The sequence below is a fragment of the Alphaproteobacteria bacterium genome, from assembly GCA_040220875.1.
Classification (GTDB): Bacteria; Pseudomonadota; Alphaproteobacteria; order JAVJVX01; family JAVJVX01; genus JAVJVX01.
Genome location: JAVJVX010000009.1, coordinates 394,807 through 416,041, shown reverse-complemented (window position 1 = coordinate 416,041; position 21,235 = coordinate 394,807). Strand labels below are relative to the sequence as shown.

The following is a 21,235-nucleotide window of genomic DNA, read 5'->3' as shown; positions in this document are numbered from 1 at the left end:
GGTCAGCCGCCGGCGCGGGCCGGGGAGCGAGAGCCGGGCTCGAGCGGCGCGCCGGTTTCGGCGGCTGACATGCGGGCGGCAAGGCGGAGGGCCGCGAAAAAACTGTCGGGCCGCGCCCGGCCGGAACCGGCGATGTCAAAGGCGACACCATGATCGGGCGAGGTGCGGATGATCGGCAGGCCAAGCGTGACATTCACGCCGCCATGGAAGTCCAGGGTCTTGAGAGGGATCAGCGCCTGGTCGTGATACATGCAGATGGCCGCATCGTATCTTTCCCGCGCTTCGGCATGGAACAAGGTATCGGCCGGGGCCGGACCGAACACGTCGATCCCCTCATCGCGCAATGCCGCCACGGCGGGCGCGATCACCTCGCTCTCTTCCCGGCCGAGACGGCCGCCTTCGCCGGCATGGGGATTGAGGGCGGCGACAGCCAAGCGGGGGCGGCCGATGGCCTGGCGTCGGCGCAGATCATCGACCGTGACCCGCGCGGCATGGAGGATATCTTCACGGGTCAGCCGGTCGATTGCTTCCCTGAGCGCGAGATGGACCGTGACCGGCACCACGCGCAGGCCGGTCGCCTGCAGCATCATCACGGGCCGGACCACTCCCGTCAGGTGGCCGAGGAATTCCGTCTGTCCGGGCCAGGAAAACCCCGCTTCATACAGCGACTGCTTGTGGACGGGATTGGTCACGACGGCTGCGACCGTGCGCGCCCGGGCGGCCGCGACCGCGCGGCGAAGAGAGTTCGTGACGGCCTGGCAGGCGGCCCCGTCGGGCTTGCCGGGCTCCGCCGGCGCGGCCAGGGGCTCGACCATGACGGGAAGCGCGTCCGGCAGGACGCCAGCGGCTTCCTCGGGCGTGTCTACCGCTCTTACCGGGACGGGCAGTCCCAGGAGAGCCGCTCGCCGGGACAGATTGTCGGGATCGTCAAAGGCCACGAAGGGCGGCAGCTCGGCCCGGTGGCGCCAGGCGGCCAGGGTGAGCTCGGGGCCGATACCGGCTGGGTCCCCCATGGTCAGCGCCAAGGGAAGGGGGGCGACGGTCACACGCGCACGTCCAGAAAGGCCGACTGGCGCAGATCGCGCAGATAGTCCCGCGCCAGAAGATCGAGCCGCTGGCGGCTGATGGATTCTGCAATTTCGTCGCGATCCGGCATGACCGAATCGGCCTCGTCACGCTGACAGGCCATGAGCAAAAGTACCGATTGATCGGTCACGATCGGCTCGCTGATCTGGCCGACCTCGAGATCGATCACGGCTTCGCGCAGCTTCTGTGGCAGATCGCCGACCCGCATCTGGCCGAGATCGCCCGACAGCGGGTTGTCCAGACGCTCGATGGCGAGATCCATGGTTGGGCAGTCATAGATCTCCTTGCGAACGGACCTGGCCGACGCGACCCGCCCGGCGATTTCGTCCGCGGTCGCCAGATCCTTCAGCTGCCAGACAATTTGCTTGAGCGATACGACCGTGGCATCCGTTTCATCCGGGATCGAAACCCGCCGGTCGCGCAGCTGCAGGATGTGGTAGCCCTTGCCGGTGCGGATGGGCTCGGACACGGTGTTAAGCGACATGCTTTCGAGCACTTCATCGAGTTCCGGCTCGTAATAGCCCTGGCGCACCCACCCGATATCGCCGCCGGTAGCCGCCGTGGCGCCTTGCGAGAATTGTCGCGCGAGTTCCTCGAAGGGCACGCCGCGCCTGACCTGGGATATGATCTCCTCGGCCGCCTGCTTGGCTGGTTCCTCGTCGCGGGGAAGAGTGACGGGCAGGAAAATTTCCGATACCAGATTTTCAGGGCGGCCGCGCTGGCTTTTCATGCTTTCCAGGCGTTCGTCGATTTCGTCCTCGCCGATCTGGATCAGCGGACGGACAGTCTCGCCGATGATCTTGAGCCAGGCCAGGTTGGCGCGGATCTGGTTGAGGACGGCATCGTCGGGGATGCCATTGTCCTCCAGCATCTGTTCCAGCCCGCCCTCGCCAAGTTCGGCGCCTTCCTCGATGCGCCGGATGGCGGCCTCGAGCTCGTCCTTTTCGACGGAAATTTCAAGCCTTTGCGCTTCCTGGATCTGGAGCCGCTCGTCGATCAGGCTGCGAAGGACCTGAGGAAGCAGCCGCTCCCGGTTCTCGGGCGTGTCCGGGATGCGCGCCGAGAGCATGACGAGACGCATGCGGGCAATCACGTCATACTCGGTGATCACGTCGTCATTCACCACGGCCGCGATAACGACCGCGGTATCATCCTGCCTCAGCTCGGCTTTGGCCGGCTGCTGCGTGCACAGAACGGCAAGCAGCAGGGTGGCCAGGGCCCATGCGGGCCACTTCGTTACCGGTGTCATGGCTGTATCATCGCAATTTTGCGCGTTGTCGCGTGGCCAGGCCCGAGATCGGGCGGCTCGAACGGCTTACGCTTCATCCCACTAGCCCCTTTATATTCAGCGCGGCCAGGTAATTAAAGGGCCAAAGATGGCCGAACAGAGGCGTTTTTTCTTGGGCAAGAGAGGCAAAAGAGCTGATCTGGCGGGCGCGGCCGTGCTGTTCGGCTAGTCGTCCTCGGCACCGAAACCGGCCGGGGCCAGCGAGCCGCCGCCCAGATGCTTGAAAAAGATCTGGAAGACGATCTTGTCCTCCGGTTCGAGATCGCGGTCCTGGAAGAAGTCGCGCTTGAGTTCGACCGCCACATCGAGGCAGTCGTCGGTATATCTCAGCCCGTAAGCCATGCTCAGCGTGTTGTTATCGCCGGTGAGGTCGCGGGTGGTTCGCCCTCTTACGGCCCAGTTCTCGGTCATCCGCAGGACGCCGCCATACCTGATCTGCTCGCGATCGACTGCGCTGCTGAAAAGCGGGCTGGCCTCAAGGAAAATATAGTCGGCCGTGATGCGGAAGAAATTGGGGCCGGTGCGAACCGTGACCTCATTCCGTTTTACGGTGCTGTCATCCGCGTCATAGCGAAAGCGATAGACCAGATCGAGATAGTTGCTGGGCGTCAGCTTCACATTGCCGACGACATCCGAGACCTGCTCTTCGAGTCCTGTGCCGGCCGAGAATTCGGAGGCCTCCCGGAGACGGTAGCTCTGGCCAAGAAAGGCGGTAATGCTGCCGCCTCTCGGGCCATAGAGCCCGAGATTCAGGCCATAGTCCACACGTTGGCCGCTATCCACGCGGTCGAGCCCGCTGAAGCGGTCGGCGATGAGGAGATCGGTCTCGTCGAACTCAAGCGCGCGGCTATCCTCGTTGGGAATAAGGGGCGAATTATTCCCGTTGGGGGCCGCTACAATGGCGACGACCGGCTCCACCAACTGGCGCAGGGACCCGGCCGTGCTGACCAGCGGGTAGCGCACGGAAAACGAGGCTTGTGGAAAAATCCGGCCGAGAAGGCCGGAAAATTCGGTATCCGTGGGGTCCTCTTCATTGGTCACGTCGCTCACGGAATACAGATCGCTCTGCACCGTGGCGGAGAAATCGACCACCTGTCCCAGCGTTCCGATAGTCCGAAGATGCCACCCGCCTTTCAGCGACATCCGCCGGCTGTCGGCTCCCTCCGTGCGTGTCAGGGACATGGCGTTGGCATCGAGGGTCCAGTAGGCGCCATAGGAGGTGGGGTCGGTAACCAGATTGTAGTTGAGCAGGGGCGCGACCTGCGGGAACTCGCCGCGGACGTCGTTGGTGCGCAGCCCCTGGAAGGCGTAGACCTCGGCTGACGCGTAGCTGCGGTCGCGGAACCCTTCGACAAAACCCCGCGACGTCAAATCCGAAGCGCTCGAGATGTCGTAGCGCCTGAGATAAGTGTCGTCGGTAACTCGGTTTACGTCGAAGCCCCAGCGCCAGGTCTTGTCGTAATCGAAATCGCCACGAAAATTCATATGGCCGCGCAGCGTATCGAGTTTTTCACGGCCGTTTTTCGTAATCAGATCGGACGCGGTCAAGCTCCCTTCAAACCGGAGCTGTCCGTTGCCGAAATGTCGACGATACTGAACGAAGCCGCCGGGGTTCTCCTTGGAGGCATGAAAGGGCTCGATTGTGGCGTCTTCGTATTCGGAAAAGGCGAAGTGATACGGCACCCGGACAAACAGGCCCAGATCGTCCGACGAAGTAATCGTTGGCGCGAGAAAGCCGCTCTTCCGCTCCACGGTGGGGTCCGGGTGGGCGAAATATGGGGTGTAGAATACCGGCACCCCCGCGATCTCAAGGACGGCGTCCTTGTACTCGATCATATGTTCGTCCTGATCATGGACGACCTTTACCGCCTTGATCTGCCAGACCGGCGGGCGTGACGGATCTTCCTCGCACAGCCGGCAGGGCGAAAAGACGGCCCGGCTCAACTCAGTCTGATTTCCCTCCGTCCGAACCGCGGATTCCGCCGCAACCCGGGTCTTGTCGACCATCAGAAGGCGCAGCGTTTCGATGAGACCCACTTTCAGGTCTTCGCGCACCTCCATGGATTCGGCAAAATAGACGTCGCCCGTTGGCTCGACGACCCGCACATTGCCCGTTGCCGTGACGATTCCCGTATTCTGGTTATAGGTGACGCGATCGGCATAAAGAGTGCGGCCCGTGCGGCTGATTTCGACATTGCCTTCGGCCGTGACCAGCCCTTCTTTTTCGTCGAACTGCACTTCGTTCGCCGTAAAGGCGATGGGAAGCTCTCGCAGCCCGGTCTGGGCCAGGGCGGCGGGGGGCAGCAGGGCGGCCCCGAGGATGAGCGAGGCGATGACCAGAAGGCCGCGCATGGGCTTAGCCATCTTCCAGGTGGAAGAGCACTGCCACGCCCATAAGGGTGCTGACGCCGGCGGGGGTCCAGGCCGCCAGAATGACCGGCAGGTTGCCTGCCAACCCGAGGGCGAACACGAGATCCGACAGGAAATAGAGCAGGAATCCGACAGTGATCCCGGACATCACCATGGGCAAAACGCCGCCCCGGCGCGTAAAGCGCATCGAGAATGCGGCTGCGAAAAGCAGCATCGCCGCCAGGAGCAGCGGAGAGGAGAGCAGGCCGTGCCAATGCAGCCGATGGCGCATGCCGGTGAAGCCGGCCGACTCGAGCCGCTGGATAAATCCAGGCAATTCCCAGAAGGACATGGTTTCCGGCGGGGCGAAACTGTCCTGGATGCCATCCGCCGTCAGATTGGTTTTCACCTCGAACCGGGCCTGGAATTCCGCCCGTCGCCCCGGCCGGCTGATCCAGGCATCCTCGAGAACCCATTTGCCGGGCTGCAGCGTCGCGCCCATCGCATCGATCCGGCCATCGAAATTATCCCGCGCCTTGTAGAGAAAGAAGATCACGTCCCGCAACTCGACGGAATCCGGCACGACCCGGTCGGCGTGGATTACAGCCTGACCCGAACTGTCCGCCTGGCGCAGCCAGACGCCGCCCGAGGACACCGCGAGGAGGCTGGATTGCCCCCGCAGCAGGCGTCCCTCGAGCTGCTCGAAGCGCGAGGCCATGGCCGAACCGATAGGGTTGAAGACGGTGACCGCGCAGGCGCCGATGAGGCCGGCCGCGACGAGGGCGGGAAAGAGGAACTGCCAGGCCGAGATCCCCGCGGCGCGGGCGACGATCAGCTCCTGGCTCTTGGTCAGTCGCCAGAAAGCGAACATCCCGCCGAAAAGCACCGCGAAAGGCAATAGTTTTTGCGCCATGAGCGGCAATTTCAGGACCGCCATCTGGACGATGATCCCGAAACTGGCCTCGGGCCGGGACGCGGCACGACGCAGGAGTTCGACCATGTCAAACAGGAAGATGATCGACACCAGCGCAGCGAAGACGATCGCGAACCAGAGCAGGAACTGGCGGCCGATATAGATGGATAAGGTGGATGAGAGCCGCAAGACGCCTCGTCGCCGGTTAGGAGGTTGGAATCCCGTCGCCGCTTTTCGCCCGCGTCGTGTCGGCGGAAAGGACGGGCTGCTCACGCAAGAGATAGAGGCCGCCCAATATAAGACCGAGCGGCAGGCCGTAAACCGCAAAGATCGCCCAGGACTGGCGCACCGAAAGATTGACCATCCCCAATGCAATACCCTCTATGGCAATGCCGACGACGACGGCCGCGATGATCCGCCGCGCCTGTCCTCGGCGCTCGAAGGTGCCGAAAAGCACCGCGGCGAGGCCGACCAGCGTCAGGGCCAGCGCGTAGAGGGGGGAGGCGAGGCGCTGGTGGCCCTCGGCGATGAGCTCGTCGCGGTACAGCATGTCATTCGGCCCGTCTCCCGGCGCCAGAAGATCCGTCACGAACCGTTCGCGCGGCTCGCGCCAGCGCTGTCCCTCGCCACCGCCGAGGCGGCCGACATCGAGAGCGTACCGGTCAAAATAAAGGAGAGAAAGTTGCCCGCGATCGCGCTCCACCTCCTGGCGGTTCCCGTTAAACATGATGACGCGCGGCCCGTCACTGGTCCGGGCCAGGGCGCCACGCTCGGCGATAAGCGTCACCGGCTGATCCGGGATGCGCTGGTCATGCACCAGAATGCCTAGCAACTCGCCGTTGCTTTTGCGCTCGCGCACATAAACGGTGAGATCGTCGCGCAGCGTGTTGAACGTCCCTTCACGCAGCATGACCGTGGAATAGTCGCTGCGCAGTGCAAACTGCAGATCCTTGAACTCGCGATACGACATCGGCATGAGGTAGAGAGTTAGAACGTAGCAGAATACGGCCACGGTCATGCCCACCAGCAGCGCCGGCTTGGCGAGGCCGAAATGGCTGAGACCGGCCGCCCGCATGACCACGAGCTCACTGTCACTGACCAGCCGGTTGTACGTGAAAAGGACGGCCGCGAACATCGCGATCGGCAAGATGATCACCAGGAATGTCGGCAGCATCAGAAGCGCCAGGCGCAGGAACTCGGAAACCGGCAGGCCGCGGTTGACGATCATGTCCACGAGGCGGAGTGACTGGGTCAGCCAGACGGCCGCCGTGAGTGCGACCGTACCCACGGAAAGGGTAATAAGTAATTGACGGGAAATATATTTCGTCAGTGCATGCATACCCGATTATAGACATGCGCGGCAAAAAACCTATAGCCGGAAGGGATTTGCGTGCCGGGCCCGCAGCGGCGGGCCTTTTAATTCGGGCCTGTTCCGGTAAAGTCCCCCGGGGCCCAGGCCGGGCCCCGTTCGTCCCCGGTCCTCCTCCTTTACATGCGAGTCTTTCATGAAGGTCACGTTTTCCGCTCCCCCCAAGACGCCGAAGGGCGCGCTCGCCGTCTTTGTCATGGAGGGCGGCAAACTCTCTCCCTCGGCCCGCGCGCTGGACAAGGCGACCGGCGGTCGCCTCGCTGACAGCCTGAGAAGCGCCAGAAAATCCGGCAAAGCGGACGAGTTCCTCGTGATCGAGCAGCCGGGCGAAAACGGGCCCGCGCGGCTTATCCTGGTCGGTGTCGGCCAGCCCGGGAAACTGGACGCGCTGGGTGTCCAGCGGTTGGGGGGCAAGTGCCAGGCCTTCTTCAATACGCTTGGCGAGGAGACTGTTCATGTCGCGCTCGATGATCTGCCCCGGGCCAAGATCAAGGGCGCATCGGCCGCGGCCGAGTTTGCCTTTGGCGCGCGGCTTCGCGCCTACAATTTCGACAAGTACCGTACCCGGAAAAAAGAAGGGCAAAACGGGAAGCTGGCCCGCCTCGATATTCAGTTGCGGGACGCGGCCAGGGCGCGTCATGAGTTCGAGGGGTTCGACAAGGTGGCGGACGGCGTGTTCCTGACCCGCGATCTCGTTTCCGAGCCGGCGAATATTCTTTATCCCGAGTCCCTAGCCAAGCGGGCACAAGAGCTGACCAGGCTGGGGATCAAGGTCGAGGTGCTGACACTTGCTCAACTCCGCAAACTCGGCATGGGGGCCTTGCTTGGTGTCGCGCAGGGCAGCGCGCGTGAACCGCGCGTCGTGGTGATGCAATGGCCGGGCGGCTCCCGGGCCAAAAACGCCAAGCCCGTGGCGTTTATCGGCAAGGGCGTGACCTTCGATACCGGCGGGATCTCGATCAAGCCGGCTCAGGGTATGGAGGATATGAAATGGGACATGGGCGGCGCCGGTGTCGTCATCGGTCTCATGAAGGCCCTGGCCGGCCGCCGGGCGAAGGTGAATGCCGTGGGCGTGGTCGGCCTCGTCGAGAATATGCCCGACGGCAACGCGCAACGGCCTGGCGATATCGTAACCTCGATGTCGGGCCAGACCATCGAGGTGCTGAATACGGATGCAGAAGGCCGCCTCGTGCTGGCGGACGCCCTCTGGTACACGCAGGACAGGTTCAAGCCTCAGGCGATGGTGGATCTGGCGACCCTGACAGGGGCCATCCTCGTGGCGCTGGGCGAGGAATACGCCGGTGTCTTCTCCAACGACGAAAAACTGGTTCGTCAGCTGGAAAAAGCCTCGAAAGCGACAGGCGAGAAAATCTGGCATATGCCGCTTGACGAAGTTTACGACAAGCAGATTGAAGGCGATGCGGCCGACATCAGGAACATCGGGACCGGGCGTTGGGCCGGCAGCATTACGGCGGCGCAGTTCCTGCAGCGCTTCGTGAACAAGGTCCCGTGGGTTCATATCGACATCGCGGGCACGACCTGGAGCCGAAAGGATGCGCCCACCGTGCCCAGGGGCGGTACGGGGTTCGGCGTACGGCTGCTCGATCGCTTCGTTGCCGAGCACTACGAAAAATAGCAGGCGGGCGATGACGGATATCGGCTTCTACCATTTGCTGGTGAGCCCGCTGGAGCGCGCGCTTCCCAGACTTCTGGAAAAGATGCTGGAGGCGGGCGGCCGGGCCGTTATCCTCGCGGGCTCGGAAGAGCGGGTGAAGTTCCTCAACGCCCATCTCTGGACCTATGATCCAAAGTCCTTTTTGCCGCACGGAGCGGCCGAAGATGGCGAGGCGGCGCGCCAGCCAATCTATCTGACCACCGAAGACGAAAACCCCAACACCGCCAGCGTGCTGTTTCTGCTGGATGGAATGAATTCGGACAGGCTCGCAACGTATGCGCGGTGCCTGGATCTGTTCGATGGCCGGGACGAGGCGGCGGTCGTGGCCGCCCGCGAGCGGTGGCGAGCGGCCACGGCTGCGGGCCATGGCCTGACTTACTGGCGGCAGACCGAAGGGGGCGGCTGGGAGAAACAGGCCTCGGCCTGATGACGGCCGGCCCGGCCTCAACCTTGCCGAATGCCCTCTGCCCGGATATAAGGCCGCAACCCGAGGCAAAGGAGTGATTGAAGCAATGGCTGTAGAGCGGACCCTATCGATCGTTAAGCCGGACGCAACCCGGCGCAATATTACCGGGCAGATTATTGCCCGCCTGGAAGATGCCGGGCTGCGGGTCGTCGCCCAGAAGCGCCTGCACCTGACGATGCCCATGGCTGAAGGATTCTATGCCGAGCACAGTGAGCGGTCGTTTTTCAGCGATCTCTGCACCTACATGACATCCGGGCCGGTGATCGTGCAGGTTCTCGAAGGAGAGAGCGCAATCCAGAAAAACCGCGATGTGATGGGAGCCACTAACCCGGACAAGGCGGAGAAGGGAACGATCCGCCATGATTTCGGCGAATCGATCGAGGCGAACTCGGTGCATGGCTCGGACTCGCCTGACTCCGCCAGGCGTGAGATCGGCTATTTCTTCGCCGAGATCGAAATCACGGGGTAGGCGCCCGGCCTAAACCAGGAAGATCGCCATCAGCCCCAGTGTGATGAGGCTGACAGCGGCCAGCGCAGCCATCAACTTCACGACACCGTGCCAGGTCTGCTGGTGCTCTTTGAGATCGGGTTGTGCCGCCATGTCTATCTTTCCCTTCCTGCGCCCACCGGGTGTGGCGCTTCGGTAGCGTGTCCCGCGAGTCGGCCTGTCGCTCCGTCAGGACCGGGCACATTTTTTGAGGCTTCCGTCGGGCAAGTCAAGCTTCTCTTCGGCAAGATCTCGCCGGGTATTTCTCCGCCGGGGGATCGCTCACCGGTCCGGGAGCGGGTTGAGCAGGACCGTGTCGGGCGTTTGTGTATTTTCCAGAACGACCGTGGCGCCCTGAACCCGGGTCCGGCCCGAGGCGACCAGCCAAAGGCAATACGGGTAGAGCCGATGCTCTGCCGCGAGCACGCGCTCGGCCAGGTCCTCGGGGCCGTCGTCGGGTTGGACGGGGACCACGGCCTGTCCGATGATGGGACCGTCATCCATCTCGGGGCGAACGAGATGCACAGTGCAGCCGGTAAAGCGAACGCCCGTGCTCAGGACGCGTTCGTGGGTGTTCAAACCCCGAAAGGCAGGCAGGAGTGAGGGGTGGATGTTGATGATCCTATCGGGCCATTTCTGGATGAACTCCTCGCCAAGGAGGCGCATGAAACCCGCCAGGCAAATCAGCTCGATTCCGGCGGCCGCGACGATGTCGTGGAGCGCGTTATCGAAATCCCCCCGTTCGTCGAAGTCGCGATGATTGAGCACCCGGGTCGGGATGTCCCACTCTGCCGCGTACTCGAGCCCGGCCGCGTCCGGCGTGTTCGAGATCACGAGCGCGATTTCGGCCGGAAAATCGTCGGTGGCGGCCGCATCGATCAGGGCCCGCATGTTGCTGCCCCGCCCGGAGATGAAAATCGCCGTCCTCATGCCGGCCCCGTCAGTCCCGCTGCCAGGCTTCGAGGTTTTCAAACCTGATGGCCGCAGCCTCCCGTGGCTCCAGCCGCCCGATTTCGTGGACGGACAGGCCGTGCGTTTCGAAGATGTCGCGGAGTGTTCCGGCGCGATCCGGCGCCACGGCGACGACCATGCCAATGCCGCAATTGAAGGTGCGTGCCATTTCCCGAGGCACCACTTTTCCTGTCTCCATCAGCCAGCGGAAGACGGGCGGCAGTGGCCAGCGGCCGGCGTCGATTACGGCTGTCACCTCCCCGGGCAGAACCCGCGGGATATTTTCCACGAGACCGCCGCCGGTGATGTGGGCGAGGGCGTGGACGCCGCCTGCCGACAGGGCCTCAAGGCAGGGCCGCACGTAGATCCGCGTCGGCACCAGCAGCGCCTCGCCGAGCGAGGGGGTATCGAGTTCGTCGTCCGTTGCGAACGGGGCGGGGGCGTCATAACCGAGCCCGCTCTCGGAGACAATCTTGCGTATCAGCGAATACCCGTTCGAATGAGGCCCCGATGCGCCGAGGCCGAGCACCACGTCACCCGGCCGCGCTGCTGCGCCCGTCAGCAGGCGCTCCCGCTCGACGATGCCGAGCGCAAAACCCGCAAGATCAAAATCCGCGCCGGCGTACATACCCGGCATCTCCGCCGTCTCGCCGCCGATCAGTGCCGCGCCGGCCGTCTTGCAGCCTTCGGCGATGCCTCCGATGACCCGCGTGGCGTCGGCGACGGAGAGCGCGCCCGTCGCGTAGTAATCGAGGAAGAAAAGGGGTTCCGCCCCCTGGACGACGAGATCGTTGACGCACATGGCGACAAGATCGATCCCGACCGTCTCCAGACGCCCGGCCTCGATCGCGATGCGCAGCTTGGTCCCGACCCCGTCCGTGCCTGCCACCAGAAGGGGGTCCCGATAGCCCAGCGGCTTGAGATCGAAGACCGCGCCGAACCCGCCGAGATCACTGTCGGCGCCGGGGCGCCGGGTGGCCCGGGCCAAGGGCTTCAGGGCGTCCACCAGCCGGCTGCCCGCATCGATATCGACCCCGGCGTCTTTGTAGGTGCGGCTAATTATGGCGTCATCCCTCATGATAGGGTAGCTATCGTTCTTGACGCTCGGCCCCTGCGGGGCGAGCGTGAAAGACCATACTGTATCCCAAAGTGTTTTCAATGGTCGTCGGTACGCAAAAAAAGCCCCATCTGCTCGTATTCGTCCACTGCCTGTTTCTGATCGGTGCGGCTTGCCTTTCCCTGGTGCCACCGGCACAGGCGGGGGAGCTTTTCACGGTGGACGGGGTGGAGGTGGATGTCCGGGCGGCCAGTTCCACCGAGGCGCGCGAGGTCGCACTCGAGCACGGCCAGCGCGCGGCGCTGGGGCGGCTGCTGCGTCGGCTGACACAGACGGCCGATCACGCGCGACTGCCCGACCCGCTGGCGGCCCGGCTGGGCGACTACGTCAAGGGCGTCGAAATCCAGTCTGAAAAGGCATCGGACGTGCGATACCTCGCCACCCTGTCCGTCAGTTTCGATGCCGAGCGGATCCGGCAATTGCTGCGCCAGCGCGGCATCAGTTATGCCGAGACGGAAAGCAAGCCTGTCCTGGTGCTGCCGGTGCTGATGTCCGGATCCGGCCCGCTCCTCTGGGAGCCTGATAACCTCTGGTTCAATGCCTGGGCCGAAAGGCCGCTGCCGGACGGGCTGGTCCCGTTCATGCTGCCGCTCGGCGACCTTCTGGACATGTCTGCCCTGTCGGCCGAGGCCGCCCTGTCGGCCAACCACACGGCGCTGGACAACATCGCGGCCCGCTACGATGCGGGCTCGGTCCTTGTGGCCGTGGCCCGGCTCCGTGAGGCCGGGTCGGACGCGGCCCCGGCGGACGGCGCGGGTGCTTCGCCGCGTCCGAAAATTGTGGATCTGAGCGGCGGCTGGTATGGCGCGGCCCTGCCCGACCAGACCATCGTAGACCGGATCGAGGGCGCGCCCGGGCAGACCAACGCCAATCTGCTCCTGGGAGCGGCCAACCGCCTGGCTTCCTATATCGACCAGCGCTGGAAGGAGCGGAACCTGCTGCGCTTCGGCACAGACGAGCAGATCCTGGCGTTTGTGCCCCTACAGGCTTTGTCCAACTGGATCACGGTGCGCGACCGGCTGGCCGACGTCGCTTTTGTGAAGAACAGCCAGTTGATCGCGATGTCTCGGACCGAGGCGCAGGTGCTGTTGACCTATCTCGGTGATCGCGAGCAACTGGAAGTGGCGCTGGCGCAAAAAGACCTGAGTCTTACCCGCAAGCAGAACTGGTGGGTTCTGGCGGCCGACGGGGCGGACCGGTAGCGATGGTCGACAGTTACCGCTACTCCTTCACGATTCCCAACATCATCACCTTGCTCAGGCTGATGTGCGCGCCCCTCGTGATATGGCTTGTGCTGGAGGACCATCTGGTGGCCGCATTCTGGGTCTTTATCCTGGCGGGAATCTCGGACGGGGTTGATGGCTTCATTGCCAAGACATTCGACCTGAGGTCTCTTTTGGGCGCGTATATCGATCCGCTTGCCGACAAGGCGCTGCTCGTGAGCATCTACGTGTCACTTGGTCTCAAGGGCTATATACCGGACTGGCTTGTCATTCTGGTGGTTTTCCGCGATGCGGTCATCGTCGGGGGCCTCATACTGGAGCACATGCTGCGCGATCACGTCGTGATGAAGCCCCTGCTGATCTCGAAAGCGAACACGTTGCTCCAGATAACACTCGCCGGGTTTGTTCTCGCAAAGCTTGGCGGTTATATCGACGCAGGAGTCTGGCTCAGCGTGCTGATTTACATGGTCGCCGCCACGACCCTTGCCTCCGGAGCGCTCTACGTATGGAACGGCCTGATGGGAATCGATAAAGCGGGAGGACCGGTATGACACGCGCAACCCGCCACGGCCTGATCTGGATCGGCGTTCTCGCCGTCTTCATCGTGTTGCTCAATTTTTTCGAGGCCATCCTCCTGCCGTTCGTCCTGGGCGCACTTATCGCGTATTTGCTCGACCCGCTGGCGGACCGGCTGGAAGCGGTAAGGTGTCCGCGATGGCTTGCGACGTTACTGGCGCTGCTTGCGTTTACCCTGATCGTGACGGCGGCGCTGTTGCTGATCGTGCCAATCGTGACGGTCCAGGCAGCCGGACTGGCCAAAAACCTGCCCGAATATGTCGCCGAGCTGACCGCCGTCCTCACCCCTTACCTGCAACAGTTGACGGATCAGATTGCGCTCGCCGAATTCGGCTCCCTTGGTGAGAACGCAGGCAAGATCGCTGAAGGCCTGCTGAAATGGGTCGGTGGCGCGACGCAGGCCATTCTCAATGTCTTCAACGTTATTGCTCTCCTTGTCGTGACGCCGGTCGTTGCGTTCTATCTGCTGCGCGACTGGGACCGGATCGTCGCCCGTATCGATTCATGGGTTCCCCGCGACCATCTGGCCGAGGTCAGGTCCCAGGCCCGCGCGATCGACGAAACCCTGTCGGGCTTTCTGCGCGGTGTCGGGTCCGTCTGTCTGGTGTTGGGAATCTTTTATGCCGTGGCGCTCACGGCCCTGGGCCTGCAATTCGGTGTTCTTGTGGGGCTGATCGCGGGTCTTCTGTCTTTCGTACCTTATCTTGGCGCGATCGGCGGGTTTGTGCTGGCGACGGTTCTGGCCGCCATCCAGTTCGGCGACATCCTGTATGTCGGCCTGGCTGCCGGTATCTTCGTCGCGGGCCAGGCGATCGAGGGAAATTTTCTCACGCCCAAGCTCGTCGGGGACCGGGTCGGGCTTCATCCCGTGTGGGTCATCTTCGCCCTCCTGGCGGGCGGGGCGGTGGCCGGTTTCGTGGGTGTTCTCACAGCCGTGCCGGTCGCCGCCACAATTGGCGTGCTGCTGCGATTTGCCATGGGAAAATACCGCGAAAGCCGGCTCTATCTCGGTGACGATCGGCCGCGCCCCGGGCCGCAGCAGTGACTTCAGGCGGCCGGCAATTGCCGTTGGTCTTTGCGCCGCGCCCGGCGCTCGGTCGTGACGATTTTCTGGTGACGGACTCGAACCATGCCGCGATCGCCTGGATCGATCGCTGGCCCGACTGGCCTGCCCAGGGTCTCGTCGTTTCCGGCCCGCGGGCAAGCGGCAAGACGCATCTCGCCCATGTCTTTCGCGAGCGCACAGGGGCACCGATCATTGCCGGCGGGAGTTTGCGCGGCTTCGAGTCGGGGACTGGCGAGGGACTTTTCGCACCCGAAGGAGTTCGCGCCGCCCGGGCACTTGTGATCGATGACGCGGATCAAGTGGCTGACGGGCGGGACTTGCTGCACGTCATCAATTTCATTCGGGAAAATGGCGCCAGTGTGCTGCTGACCGCGACGCGGCCGGCCGGGCACTGGCGTGCCGAGCCGGCGGATCTGGCGTCGCGGCTGACGGCGATGGGGGCGGCCACGATAGCCCCGCCCGACGATCACCTGCTGGCTGCCGTGATTTCCAAGGCATTTTCGGACCGCCAGGTCCGGGTCGGGGATGACGTGATGCGCTATCTTCTGGCGCGGATCGAGCGCTCGTTCGAAGCCGCCAGGGATATCGCAGCCCGCCTCGATGCGGTGTCGCTGGCGCGCGGGCAGAAGGTTTCTGTGCCGTTGGCGCGGGCTGTCCTGGAGGACCAGGGCAGGGCGGAAGGCGACTAGATCGGAATCTGGCGCAGTCCGCGGGAATCGACCGTCAGCGCGATCCGCCCCTGCTTGAGCGCGAGCGCATCATCACCGAAGACGTGCCGTCGCCAGCCTTGGAGGGCCGGAACCGCTGCACTGTCATCGAGCGCGATTCGTTCCAGATCCTCGCTGCTGGCCACCAGCTTCTGCGCGACATCGTGCTCGTCGCATTTCAACTTGAGAAGGACCTTCATCAATTCCACAAGGGGGCGCTTGTTGGCAGGCAGATCGGGTCGCCCGTCGACCATCGGACATTCCTCGGCCGGAAGAGCGCGGCCACGGGCAACCGCCTCCAGAATTGCCGGCGCCAGCTTGCTTTCGCTGAAATCCTTGGGTACCCGTCGCGACTGGCGCAGTTCATCCGGTGACTGGGGGCTGCGGGCGGCGATATCGAGCAGGACGTCATCCTTGATGATCCAGTTGCGCGGTATGTTGCGCGTCCGTGCCGCCTCTTCCCGCCAGGCGGCCAATTCGCGCACGATGGCCAGAAAACGGGGATCGGTGCTGCGCGTCTTGAGCCGCCGCCAGGCATCCTCGGGGTGGACCAGATAGGTTTCCGGCCTCTTGAGAATTTCCATTTCTTCGCTGACCCAGGCCGCGCGCCCTGTTCGCGCCAGCTCTTTCTCAAGCCAGCAGTAAATCTCACGCAGATAGGTGACGTCGCCAAGTGCGTATTTTAGCTGGCGTTCGGTCAGCGGCCGGTGCGCCCAATCGGTAAACCGGCTTGCCTTGTCGAGTTTGGCCCTGGCAATTTTGTTCACAAGTTTCTCATACCCCACCGAGTCGCCGAAACCGCAGACCATGGCGGCAACCTGCGTGTCGAAAAGGGGGGTCGGCACCTCGCCCCAGAGATTGACGAAGATCTCTATGTCCTGTCGGGCTGAATGAAAGACCTTGACCGGGCCGGAACTGGCGAACAGAGCCGCGACCGGCGAGAGATCGATCCCCGGCGCCAGCGCGTCGACCGCGACCGCCCGGTCGGCTCCGCCGAGCTGCAAGAGGCACAGGCGCGGCCAATAGGTCCGTTCCCGGACGAATTCCGTGTCAACAGTGACGAAGGGTTCGGTGGCGAGCTTCTCGGTGAACTCCGCGAGTGCGGCGGTCTCGGTGATCAGGTCCATGGGGTGGAGAGATACACAAATTCCGCACGCTTGCAAAACCTTCCTTCCCGGAGGCCGGGGCATTGGGCCCCCGACCGGTCTGTCCCGGGACCCGGCCGCCGCCGGCTCCCCTTGACAATCGGGTCTGTTCCATGCGGTTTAGCGTCTCGTCCGGTGGCCGGGCAGGCGGGGTTTTTCGCCGATTTTCCCGGCCGCGGGCAGGAATCCGGTGGCCGCCTGAAGAGGTTCAATCAATGCATCCCTACCGCACTCATACTTGCGGCGAGTTACGCGAGTCCCATGTCGGCGAGGTCGTCCGGCTATCCGGCTGGGTACACCGGATTCGAGATCACGGTCATCTTTTGTTTGTCGATTTGCGCGACCATTACGGGCTGACGCAATGTGTTGTCGAGGCCGGCGACCCCGGCTTTTCCGAAATTTCGAATTGGCGGCTGGAAAGCGTCGTCTCGGTGACCGGCCCGCTCGCCGCGCGCTCCGCCGATACGGTTAATCCGCAATTGGCGACCGGTGCGGTGGAGCTTCGTGTCCGCGAGTTCGAGATGCTGTCGGCATCCGATCCGCTGCCGCTGCAAGTCAACAGCGATCAGGATTATGGCGAGGATGTGCGGCTGACGTATCGCTACCTCGACCTGCGGCGCGAGCGCATGCACCGTAATCTGACACTGCGGAGCGCGATCATTTCCAGCATCCGCCGCCGTATGGTCGAGGCCGGGTTCAACGAATTGCAAACGCCGATCCTGACGGCGAGCTCGCCCGAAGGCGCACGGGATTACGTTGTACCCTCGCGCGTGCATGCGGGAAAATTCTATGCGCTTCCCCAGGCGCCGCAGTTGTTCAAGCAATTGCTGATGATTGCCGGTTTCGATCGTTACTTCCAGATCGCCCCCTGTTTTCGAGACGAGGACAGCCGGGCGGACCGGCTGCCCGGGGAGTTCTATCAGCTTGATTTTGAGATGTCCTTCGTGACACAGGAAGATGTGTTCAACGCGATCGAGCCGGTAATCCACGGTGTGTTTGAGGAATTTAGTGGCGGCAAGGCCGTGACGCCACTGCCGTTTCCACGGATCCCGTACGAGGAAGCGGTGCTGAAATATGGCAACGACACGCCCGATTTGCGCAACCCCATCGTCAATGCGGATGTGACTGAGATATTCCGCGATTCCGATTTCCAGATTTTCGCCAGTCAGATCAGCGGAGGCGCTCTGGTCCGGGCCATTCCGGCGCCCGGGGCGGCCAGGCAGCCGCGGAGCTATTTCGACAAGATGAACGACTGGGCGCGCGAGCAGGGGGCGGCGGGCCTGGGCTACGTTATTTTCGACGGAGGCGAGGTGAAGGGGCCTATCGCCAAGCGGCTCGACGAGGCGCGGCTGGCCCGGCTCCGGGAGGCCGCGGGGCTGACCGACGGGGACGCGGTGTTTTTCGCCTGCGGTCACCCGAAGGAATCAGCCCGGCTGGCGGCGGCGGCGCGAAACAGGGTCGGGCTGGAGCTGGACCTCCTGGAAAAGGACACGTTCCGGTTTTGCTGGATCGTCGATTATCCGATGTATGAACAGGACGAAATCACGGGCGCCGTCGAGTTCAGCCATAATCCTTTCTCGATGCCTCAAGGGGGACTTGAGGCTCTCAATGCACTGCCACCTTTTGAAATCAAGGCGTATCAGTACGATATCGTGTGCAACGGCATCGAGCTGTCGAGCGGCGCCATCCGTAACCACTTGCCGGAAATCATGTACCGGGCCTTTGAGATCGCCGGCTACAGCGCTGGAGATCTGGAAGAGAAGTTCGGCGGACTATTGAGCGCTTTCAAGCTGGGGGCACCGCCCCATGGCGGCGCGGCCCCCGGGATCGACAGGATTGTGATGATGCTCCTGGGCGAGCCCAATCTTCGGGAGGTGGTAGCCTTCCCGCTCAACCAGCAGGCAGAAGATCTCATGTTGGGGGCGCCCTCCGCGCTTGGCGCAGAACGCCTGCGCGAGCTTCACGTCGATATCCGCAAGCCCCCTGTGCGAAAGCCTGAGGCGGCGGAAAGGGAAGGCTGAGCCTGATGCGTGCCGCAACCGCCACGATCCTGGTGTTTCTCTGCCTGTCTGCGCATGGTGGAGTCGTTCTGGCTGCAACCCTGGCGCCTCACCGGGCCAGCTATACGCTGGAGCCGGGTGGGGCCCGGCCGGGCAGCGATATCATCCGCGCCGATGGCAGGATGTGGGTCGAGGTCGGAAAATCCTGTGATGGGTGGCTGTCTTCGCAGCGGATCAAGATGGCGGCGTTCCCCCGAGAGGGGGCGGCGATCAACACGGACACGGCCTATACCAGTTGGGAGAGTTTCGACGGACTTCAATTCCGCTTCGCCACGCAGACCAACCGGGACGGCCGGGCGGCGGAACGTCGGGCCGGGCATGCGACCCTGGAACGGCCGGGCGGGCCAGGACAGGTGATCCTCACGGCGCCGGAGAAGGGAACCGTCGATCTGTCGGCCGGAACGGTCTTTCCGACCCGGCATCTGTTGGAAATTCTCGACATGGCCGGAGCCGGAAAACGCCAGTTTTCGCGCACCGTATTCGATGGCAGCACGCCCCAGGGGTCGAGTGACACCAGCGTCCTGGTCCTTTCGCACATTCCGCCGGGCAAGGTGCCAGACTCGGGTCTGGGCCTGCCCGATATCGGACGATGGAACGTCCAGATCGCCTTCTACGACCCCGACAACCGGAATGGCGCGCCCGATTACGAGATGAGCGTCCGGCTCTTTGAGAACGGGGTGGCGGAGGCAATGGTGCTGGATTTCGGTAACTTTACCGTCCGCGCCAGCCTCGAGGAGTTCGAATTCCTGCCCGAGCCTGCCTGCTAGGCCAGCGCCTCCCGGGCATAAGGCTTGTTAACCACGCCGGGCAGTCTAGGATTAAGATCGTAAAGTCTAAGGGAAAATTAACCCGCTTCCGCGACCATCGGTCAGGTTCCTTGGGGCGAAGGGTATGCGGGGATCAGGCGGATGACGGCGGCCGAGACACAGTCGGGAAAATTGATGTCAAAGAAGGTTCTGATTGTCGAGGACAACGAACTGAACATGAAGCTTTTCCGGGACTTGCTGGAGGCTCATGGCTACGAGACCGTTCAGACCCGGGAGGGGCTGGAAGCCCTGAAACTGGCGCGCGAGCATTCGCCCGACCTCATTCTCATGGATATTCAATTGCCGGAAGTATCCGGCCTCGAGGTCACCAAGTGGATCAAGGGCGACGAGGTGTTGCGCCATATCCCGGTCATCGCGGTAACCGCCTTCGCCATGAAGGGGGATGAGCAGAAGATCCGAGATGGCGGTTGTGAAGCCTACATTGCAAAGCCGATCTCCGTTTCCAATTTCATCGATACGGTCCGAAAATTCCTCGGATGAGTTTGACTGGCAGCGCAAATGACTGGCTTAGTTCTTATTGTGGACGACGTTCCAGCGAACGTCAGGTTGCTGGAAGCGAAGCTCACCGCAGAGTACTACAGCATCATTTCCGCCTATGACGGCGAGGAAACGTTGCGTCAGGTCCGCGAGGCGGCGCCTGACGTCGTTCTCCTCGATGTCATGATGCCGGGCATGGACGGGTTTGAGGTCTGTGAAAGAATCAAGGCGGATCCTGCGACTTCACACATTCCTGTCGTTATGGTCACCGCCCTCTCTGACCGGGCCGACCGGCTCCGCGGCCTCGAAGTGGGCGCCGACGATTTCCTGACCAAGCCGGTGCGCGACGAAGCCCTTTTTTCCCGCCTGAAATCTCTCATCCGTTTCAAGCAGACCATGGACGAATGGCGCGTGCGCGAGGAATCATTCGGCCAGTTCGGCGGTTCCGAGGAACTGGCAAAAATGCGGGATCTCGGGATCAGGGGCGCCCGGGTGCTGGCAGTCGACGAGTATGACGAAGCGCGTGCCCATCTGTGTGAAATATTCGCTCAGGCAGGCGCTGACATAGAATCGGCCAAGGGCAATGACGAGGCGTTCGCGCGGCTGGCCCAGGCGGATTACGATCTGCTCGTGGTCGGCTCCGTCGAAGGGGGCGGCGCGGTGCGATTCTGTTCACAATTGCGCGCGCGTCCCGAGAGTCGATCGGTCCCCATCATCGTGATCGGGAACGAGCAGATGCAGGAAGAGCTTTTCAAGGCGCTCGACCTTGGCGTCAACGACTATGTCGTGCGTCCGCTGGATCGAGCGGAGCTCACAGCCCGTGCCAAGACGCAGGTCGCGCGCCACAAGTACCATCGCTGGCTGAAGGACGGTTATGCCCGGAGTCTCGATTTGGCTCTGACGGATCCACTGACGGGGGTCTACAACAGGCGCTATTTCGAGGTGCACCTTGAAAAGAAGCTGGCACAGATGCGCCCGGGCTCGTCACTTGGGCTGATCTTTATGGACATCGATTCGTTCAAACAGATTAACGATTCCCAAGGCCATGCGGTGGGGGACCGCGTCCTCATGGAGGTCGCCAGGATATTGCGTGAGCGGGTGCGCGAGTTCGACATGGTGGCGCGGCTTGGGGGGGATGAGTTTGTCGTCGTCACGCCGGATATGAGCGAGGACTTGCTTTTGCGAGTGACCGATCGTCTTTGTGAGGCAATCAGGGGGCTTGCCATCGAGCCTGTCAAACCGGGACAGGCCAGTCTCGCCATTACGATGAGTGTCGGCGCTGCGTTGACCGAGGCGGCGGCCGTCAGTCCGGTCGAGTTGCTGGGCCTGGCAGATACAGCCATGTATCAGGCGAAATTCGCCGGTGGCAACTGTGTCAGGATCGAGACGGTCAGTGCCGGACGGCCGCACGGTGGCGGGTCCGGTGACGCGGCGGCGGCCAGATAGCGCCTGA

At 63.1% G+C, this 21,235-nt stretch carries 20 protein-coding genes; 11 read left to right on the top strand and 9 right to left on the bottom strand.

Annotated features, from left to right (window positions below; translation table 11 throughout):
* Positions 1 to 2: 2 nt before the first annotated feature.
* From pdxA to lptF, 5 genes are all read right to left on the bottom strand, one after another.
* On the bottom strand, positions 3 to 1,046 hold the full coding sequence (gene pdxA, locus RLQ26_11425) for a 4-hydroxythreonine-4-phosphate dehydrogenase PdxA (GenBank protein ID MEQ9089333.1): 1,044 nt from the start codon (positions 1,044 to 1,046) through the stop codon (positions 3 to 5).
* Entirely contained in the window at positions 1,043 to 2,335 is a 1,293-nt protein-coding gene (locus tag RLQ26_11420) for a peptidylprolyl isomerase (GenBank protein ID MEQ9089332.1), read from the bottom strand. The genes pdxA and RLQ26_11420 overlap by 4 nt, the downstream gene beginning before the upstream one ends.
* Positions 2,336 to 2,539: 204 nt before the next feature.
* Positions 2,540 to 4,726 carry an LPS assembly protein LptD gene (lptD, locus tag RLQ26_11415; protein ID MEQ9089331.1) on the bottom strand — a complete coding sequence of 729 codons (2,187 nt, stop codon included), beginning with the start codon at positions 4,724 to 4,726 and terminating at the stop codon, positions 2,540 to 2,542.
* A gap of 4 nt (positions 4,727 to 4,730) precedes the next feature.
* Positions 4,731 to 5,825: an LPS export ABC transporter permease LptG gene (gene lptG, locus RLQ26_11410; protein MEQ9089330.1), complete on the bottom strand. Its 1,095-nt coding sequence runs from the start codon at positions 5,823 to 5,825 to the stop codon at positions 4,731 to 4,733.
* A gap of 16 nt (positions 5,826 to 5,841) precedes the next feature.
* Positions 5,842 to 6,975 carry an LPS export ABC transporter permease LptF gene (gene lptF / locus RLQ26_11405; protein ID MEQ9089329.1) on the bottom strand — a complete coding sequence of 378 codons (1,134 nt, stop codon included), beginning with the start codon at positions 6,973 to 6,975 and terminating at the stop codon, positions 5,842 to 5,844.
* 166 nt (positions 6,976 to 7,141) lie between these two features.
* Between lptF and RLQ26_11400 the strand changes: the two genes are divergently transcribed.
* From RLQ26_11400 to ndk, 3 genes are all read left to right on the top strand, one after another.
* On the top strand, positions 7,142 to 8,641 hold the full coding sequence (locus RLQ26_11400; protein MEQ9089328.1) for a leucyl aminopeptidase: 1,500 nt from the start codon (positions 7,142 to 7,144) through the stop codon (positions 8,639 to 8,641).
* A 10-nt stretch (positions 8,642 to 8,651) separates the two neighbouring features.
* A complete protein-coding gene (locus RLQ26_11395; protein ID MEQ9089327.1) occupies positions 8,652 to 9,107 on the top strand; it encodes a DNA polymerase III subunit chi in 456 nt (151 codons plus the stop codon).
* A gap of 85 nt (positions 9,108 to 9,192) precedes the next feature.
* Positions 9,193 to 9,615, top strand: coding sequence for a nucleoside-diphosphate kinase (gene ndk / locus RLQ26_11390; protein ID MEQ9089326.1), 423 nt, complete (start codon positions 9,193 to 9,195; stop codon positions 9,613 to 9,615).
* 9 nt (positions 9,616 to 9,624) lie between these two features.
* Here ndk and RLQ26_11385 read toward each other — a convergent pair whose 3' ends face one another.
* From RLQ26_11385 to purM, 3 genes are all read right to left on the bottom strand, one after another.
* Positions 9,625 to 9,747: an aa3-type cytochrome c oxidase subunit IV gene (locus RLQ26_11385; protein ID MEQ9089325.1), complete on the bottom strand. Its 123-nt coding sequence runs from the start codon at positions 9,745 to 9,747 to the stop codon at positions 9,625 to 9,627.
* Positions 9,748 to 9,915: 168 nt separating this feature from the next.
* The gene (purN, locus tag RLQ26_11380; protein ID MEQ9089324.1) at positions 9,916 to 10,563 is read right to left on the bottom strand and encodes a phosphoribosylglycinamide formyltransferase; all 648 of its coding nucleotides are present in this window, start codon (positions 10,561 to 10,563) and stop codon (positions 9,916 to 9,918) included.
* Between the two features lie 10 nt (positions 10,564 to 10,573).
* Entirely contained in the window at positions 10,574 to 11,662 is a 1,089-nt protein-coding gene (gene purM, locus RLQ26_11375; GenBank protein ID MEQ9089323.1) for a phosphoribosylformylglycinamidine cyclo-ligase, read from the bottom strand.
* Positions 11,663 to 11,742: 80 nt separating this feature from the next.
* Between purM and RLQ26_11370 the strand changes: the two genes are divergently transcribed.
* The 4 genes from RLQ26_11370 to RLQ26_11355 are packed head-to-tail and all read left to right on the top strand — an operon-like array spanning position 11,743 to position 15,255.
* Positions 11,743 to 12,903 carry a DUF2066 domain-containing protein gene (locus RLQ26_11370; protein ID MEQ9089322.1) on the top strand — a complete coding sequence of 387 codons (1,161 nt, stop codon included), beginning with the start codon at positions 11,743 to 11,745 and terminating at the stop codon, positions 12,901 to 12,903.
* Positions 12,904 to 12,905: 2 nt separating this feature from the next.
* A complete protein-coding gene (locus RLQ26_11365) occupies positions 12,906 to 13,475 on the top strand; it encodes a CDP-alcohol phosphatidyltransferase family protein (GenBank protein ID MEQ9089321.1) in 570 nt (189 codons plus the stop codon).
* A complete protein-coding gene (locus RLQ26_11360) occupies positions 13,472 to 14,545 on the top strand; it encodes an AI-2E family transporter (protein ID MEQ9089320.1) in 1,074 nt (357 codons plus the stop codon). Before RLQ26_11365 ends, RLQ26_11360 begins: the two co-directional genes overlap by 4 nt.
* 17 nt (positions 14,546 to 14,562) lie before the next feature.
* The gene (locus RLQ26_11355) at positions 14,563 to 15,255 is read left to right on the top strand and encodes a DnaA/Hda family protein (GenBank protein ID MEQ9089319.1); all 693 of its coding nucleotides are present in this window, start codon (positions 14,563 to 14,565) and stop codon (positions 15,253 to 15,255) included.
* On the opposite strand, the gene rnd is transcribed toward RLQ26_11355, so the two are convergent.
* Positions 15,252 to 16,400: a ribonuclease D gene (gene rnd, locus RLQ26_11350; GenBank protein ID MEQ9089318.1), complete on the bottom strand. Its 1,149-nt coding sequence runs from the start codon at positions 16,398 to 16,400 to the stop codon at positions 15,252 to 15,254. The two genes, RLQ26_11355 and rnd, sit on opposite strands and share 4 nt — an antisense overlap.
* Positions 16,401 to 16,633: 233 nt before the next feature.
* Here rnd and aspS point away from each other — a divergent pair, with 233 nt between their 5' ends.
* From aspS to RLQ26_11330, 4 genes are all read left to right on the top strand, one after another.
* Complete coding sequence (aspS, locus tag RLQ26_11345) at positions 16,634 to 18,439, top strand: aspartate--tRNA ligase (protein MEQ9089317.1); 1,806 nt, start codon at positions 16,634 to 16,636, stop codon at positions 18,437 to 18,439.
* A gap of 5 nt (positions 18,440 to 18,444) precedes the next feature.
* Positions 18,445 to 19,245, top strand: a complete 801-nt coding sequence (locus RLQ26_11340) for a DUF1849 family protein (GenBank protein MEQ9089316.1) — start codon at positions 18,445 to 18,447, stop codon at positions 19,243 to 19,245.
* A 174-nt stretch (positions 19,246 to 19,419) separates the two neighbouring features.
* On the top strand, positions 19,420 to 19,785 hold the full coding sequence (locus RLQ26_11335; GenBank protein ID MEQ9089315.1) for a response regulator: 366 nt from the start codon (positions 19,420 to 19,422) through the stop codon (positions 19,783 to 19,785).
* Positions 19,786 to 19,803: 18 nt separating this feature from the next.
* Entirely contained in the window at positions 19,804 to 21,228 is a 1,425-nt protein-coding gene (locus RLQ26_11330) for a PleD family two-component system response regulator (GenBank protein MEQ9089314.1), read from the top strand.
* Positions 21,229 to 21,235 lie beyond the last annotated feature (7 nt).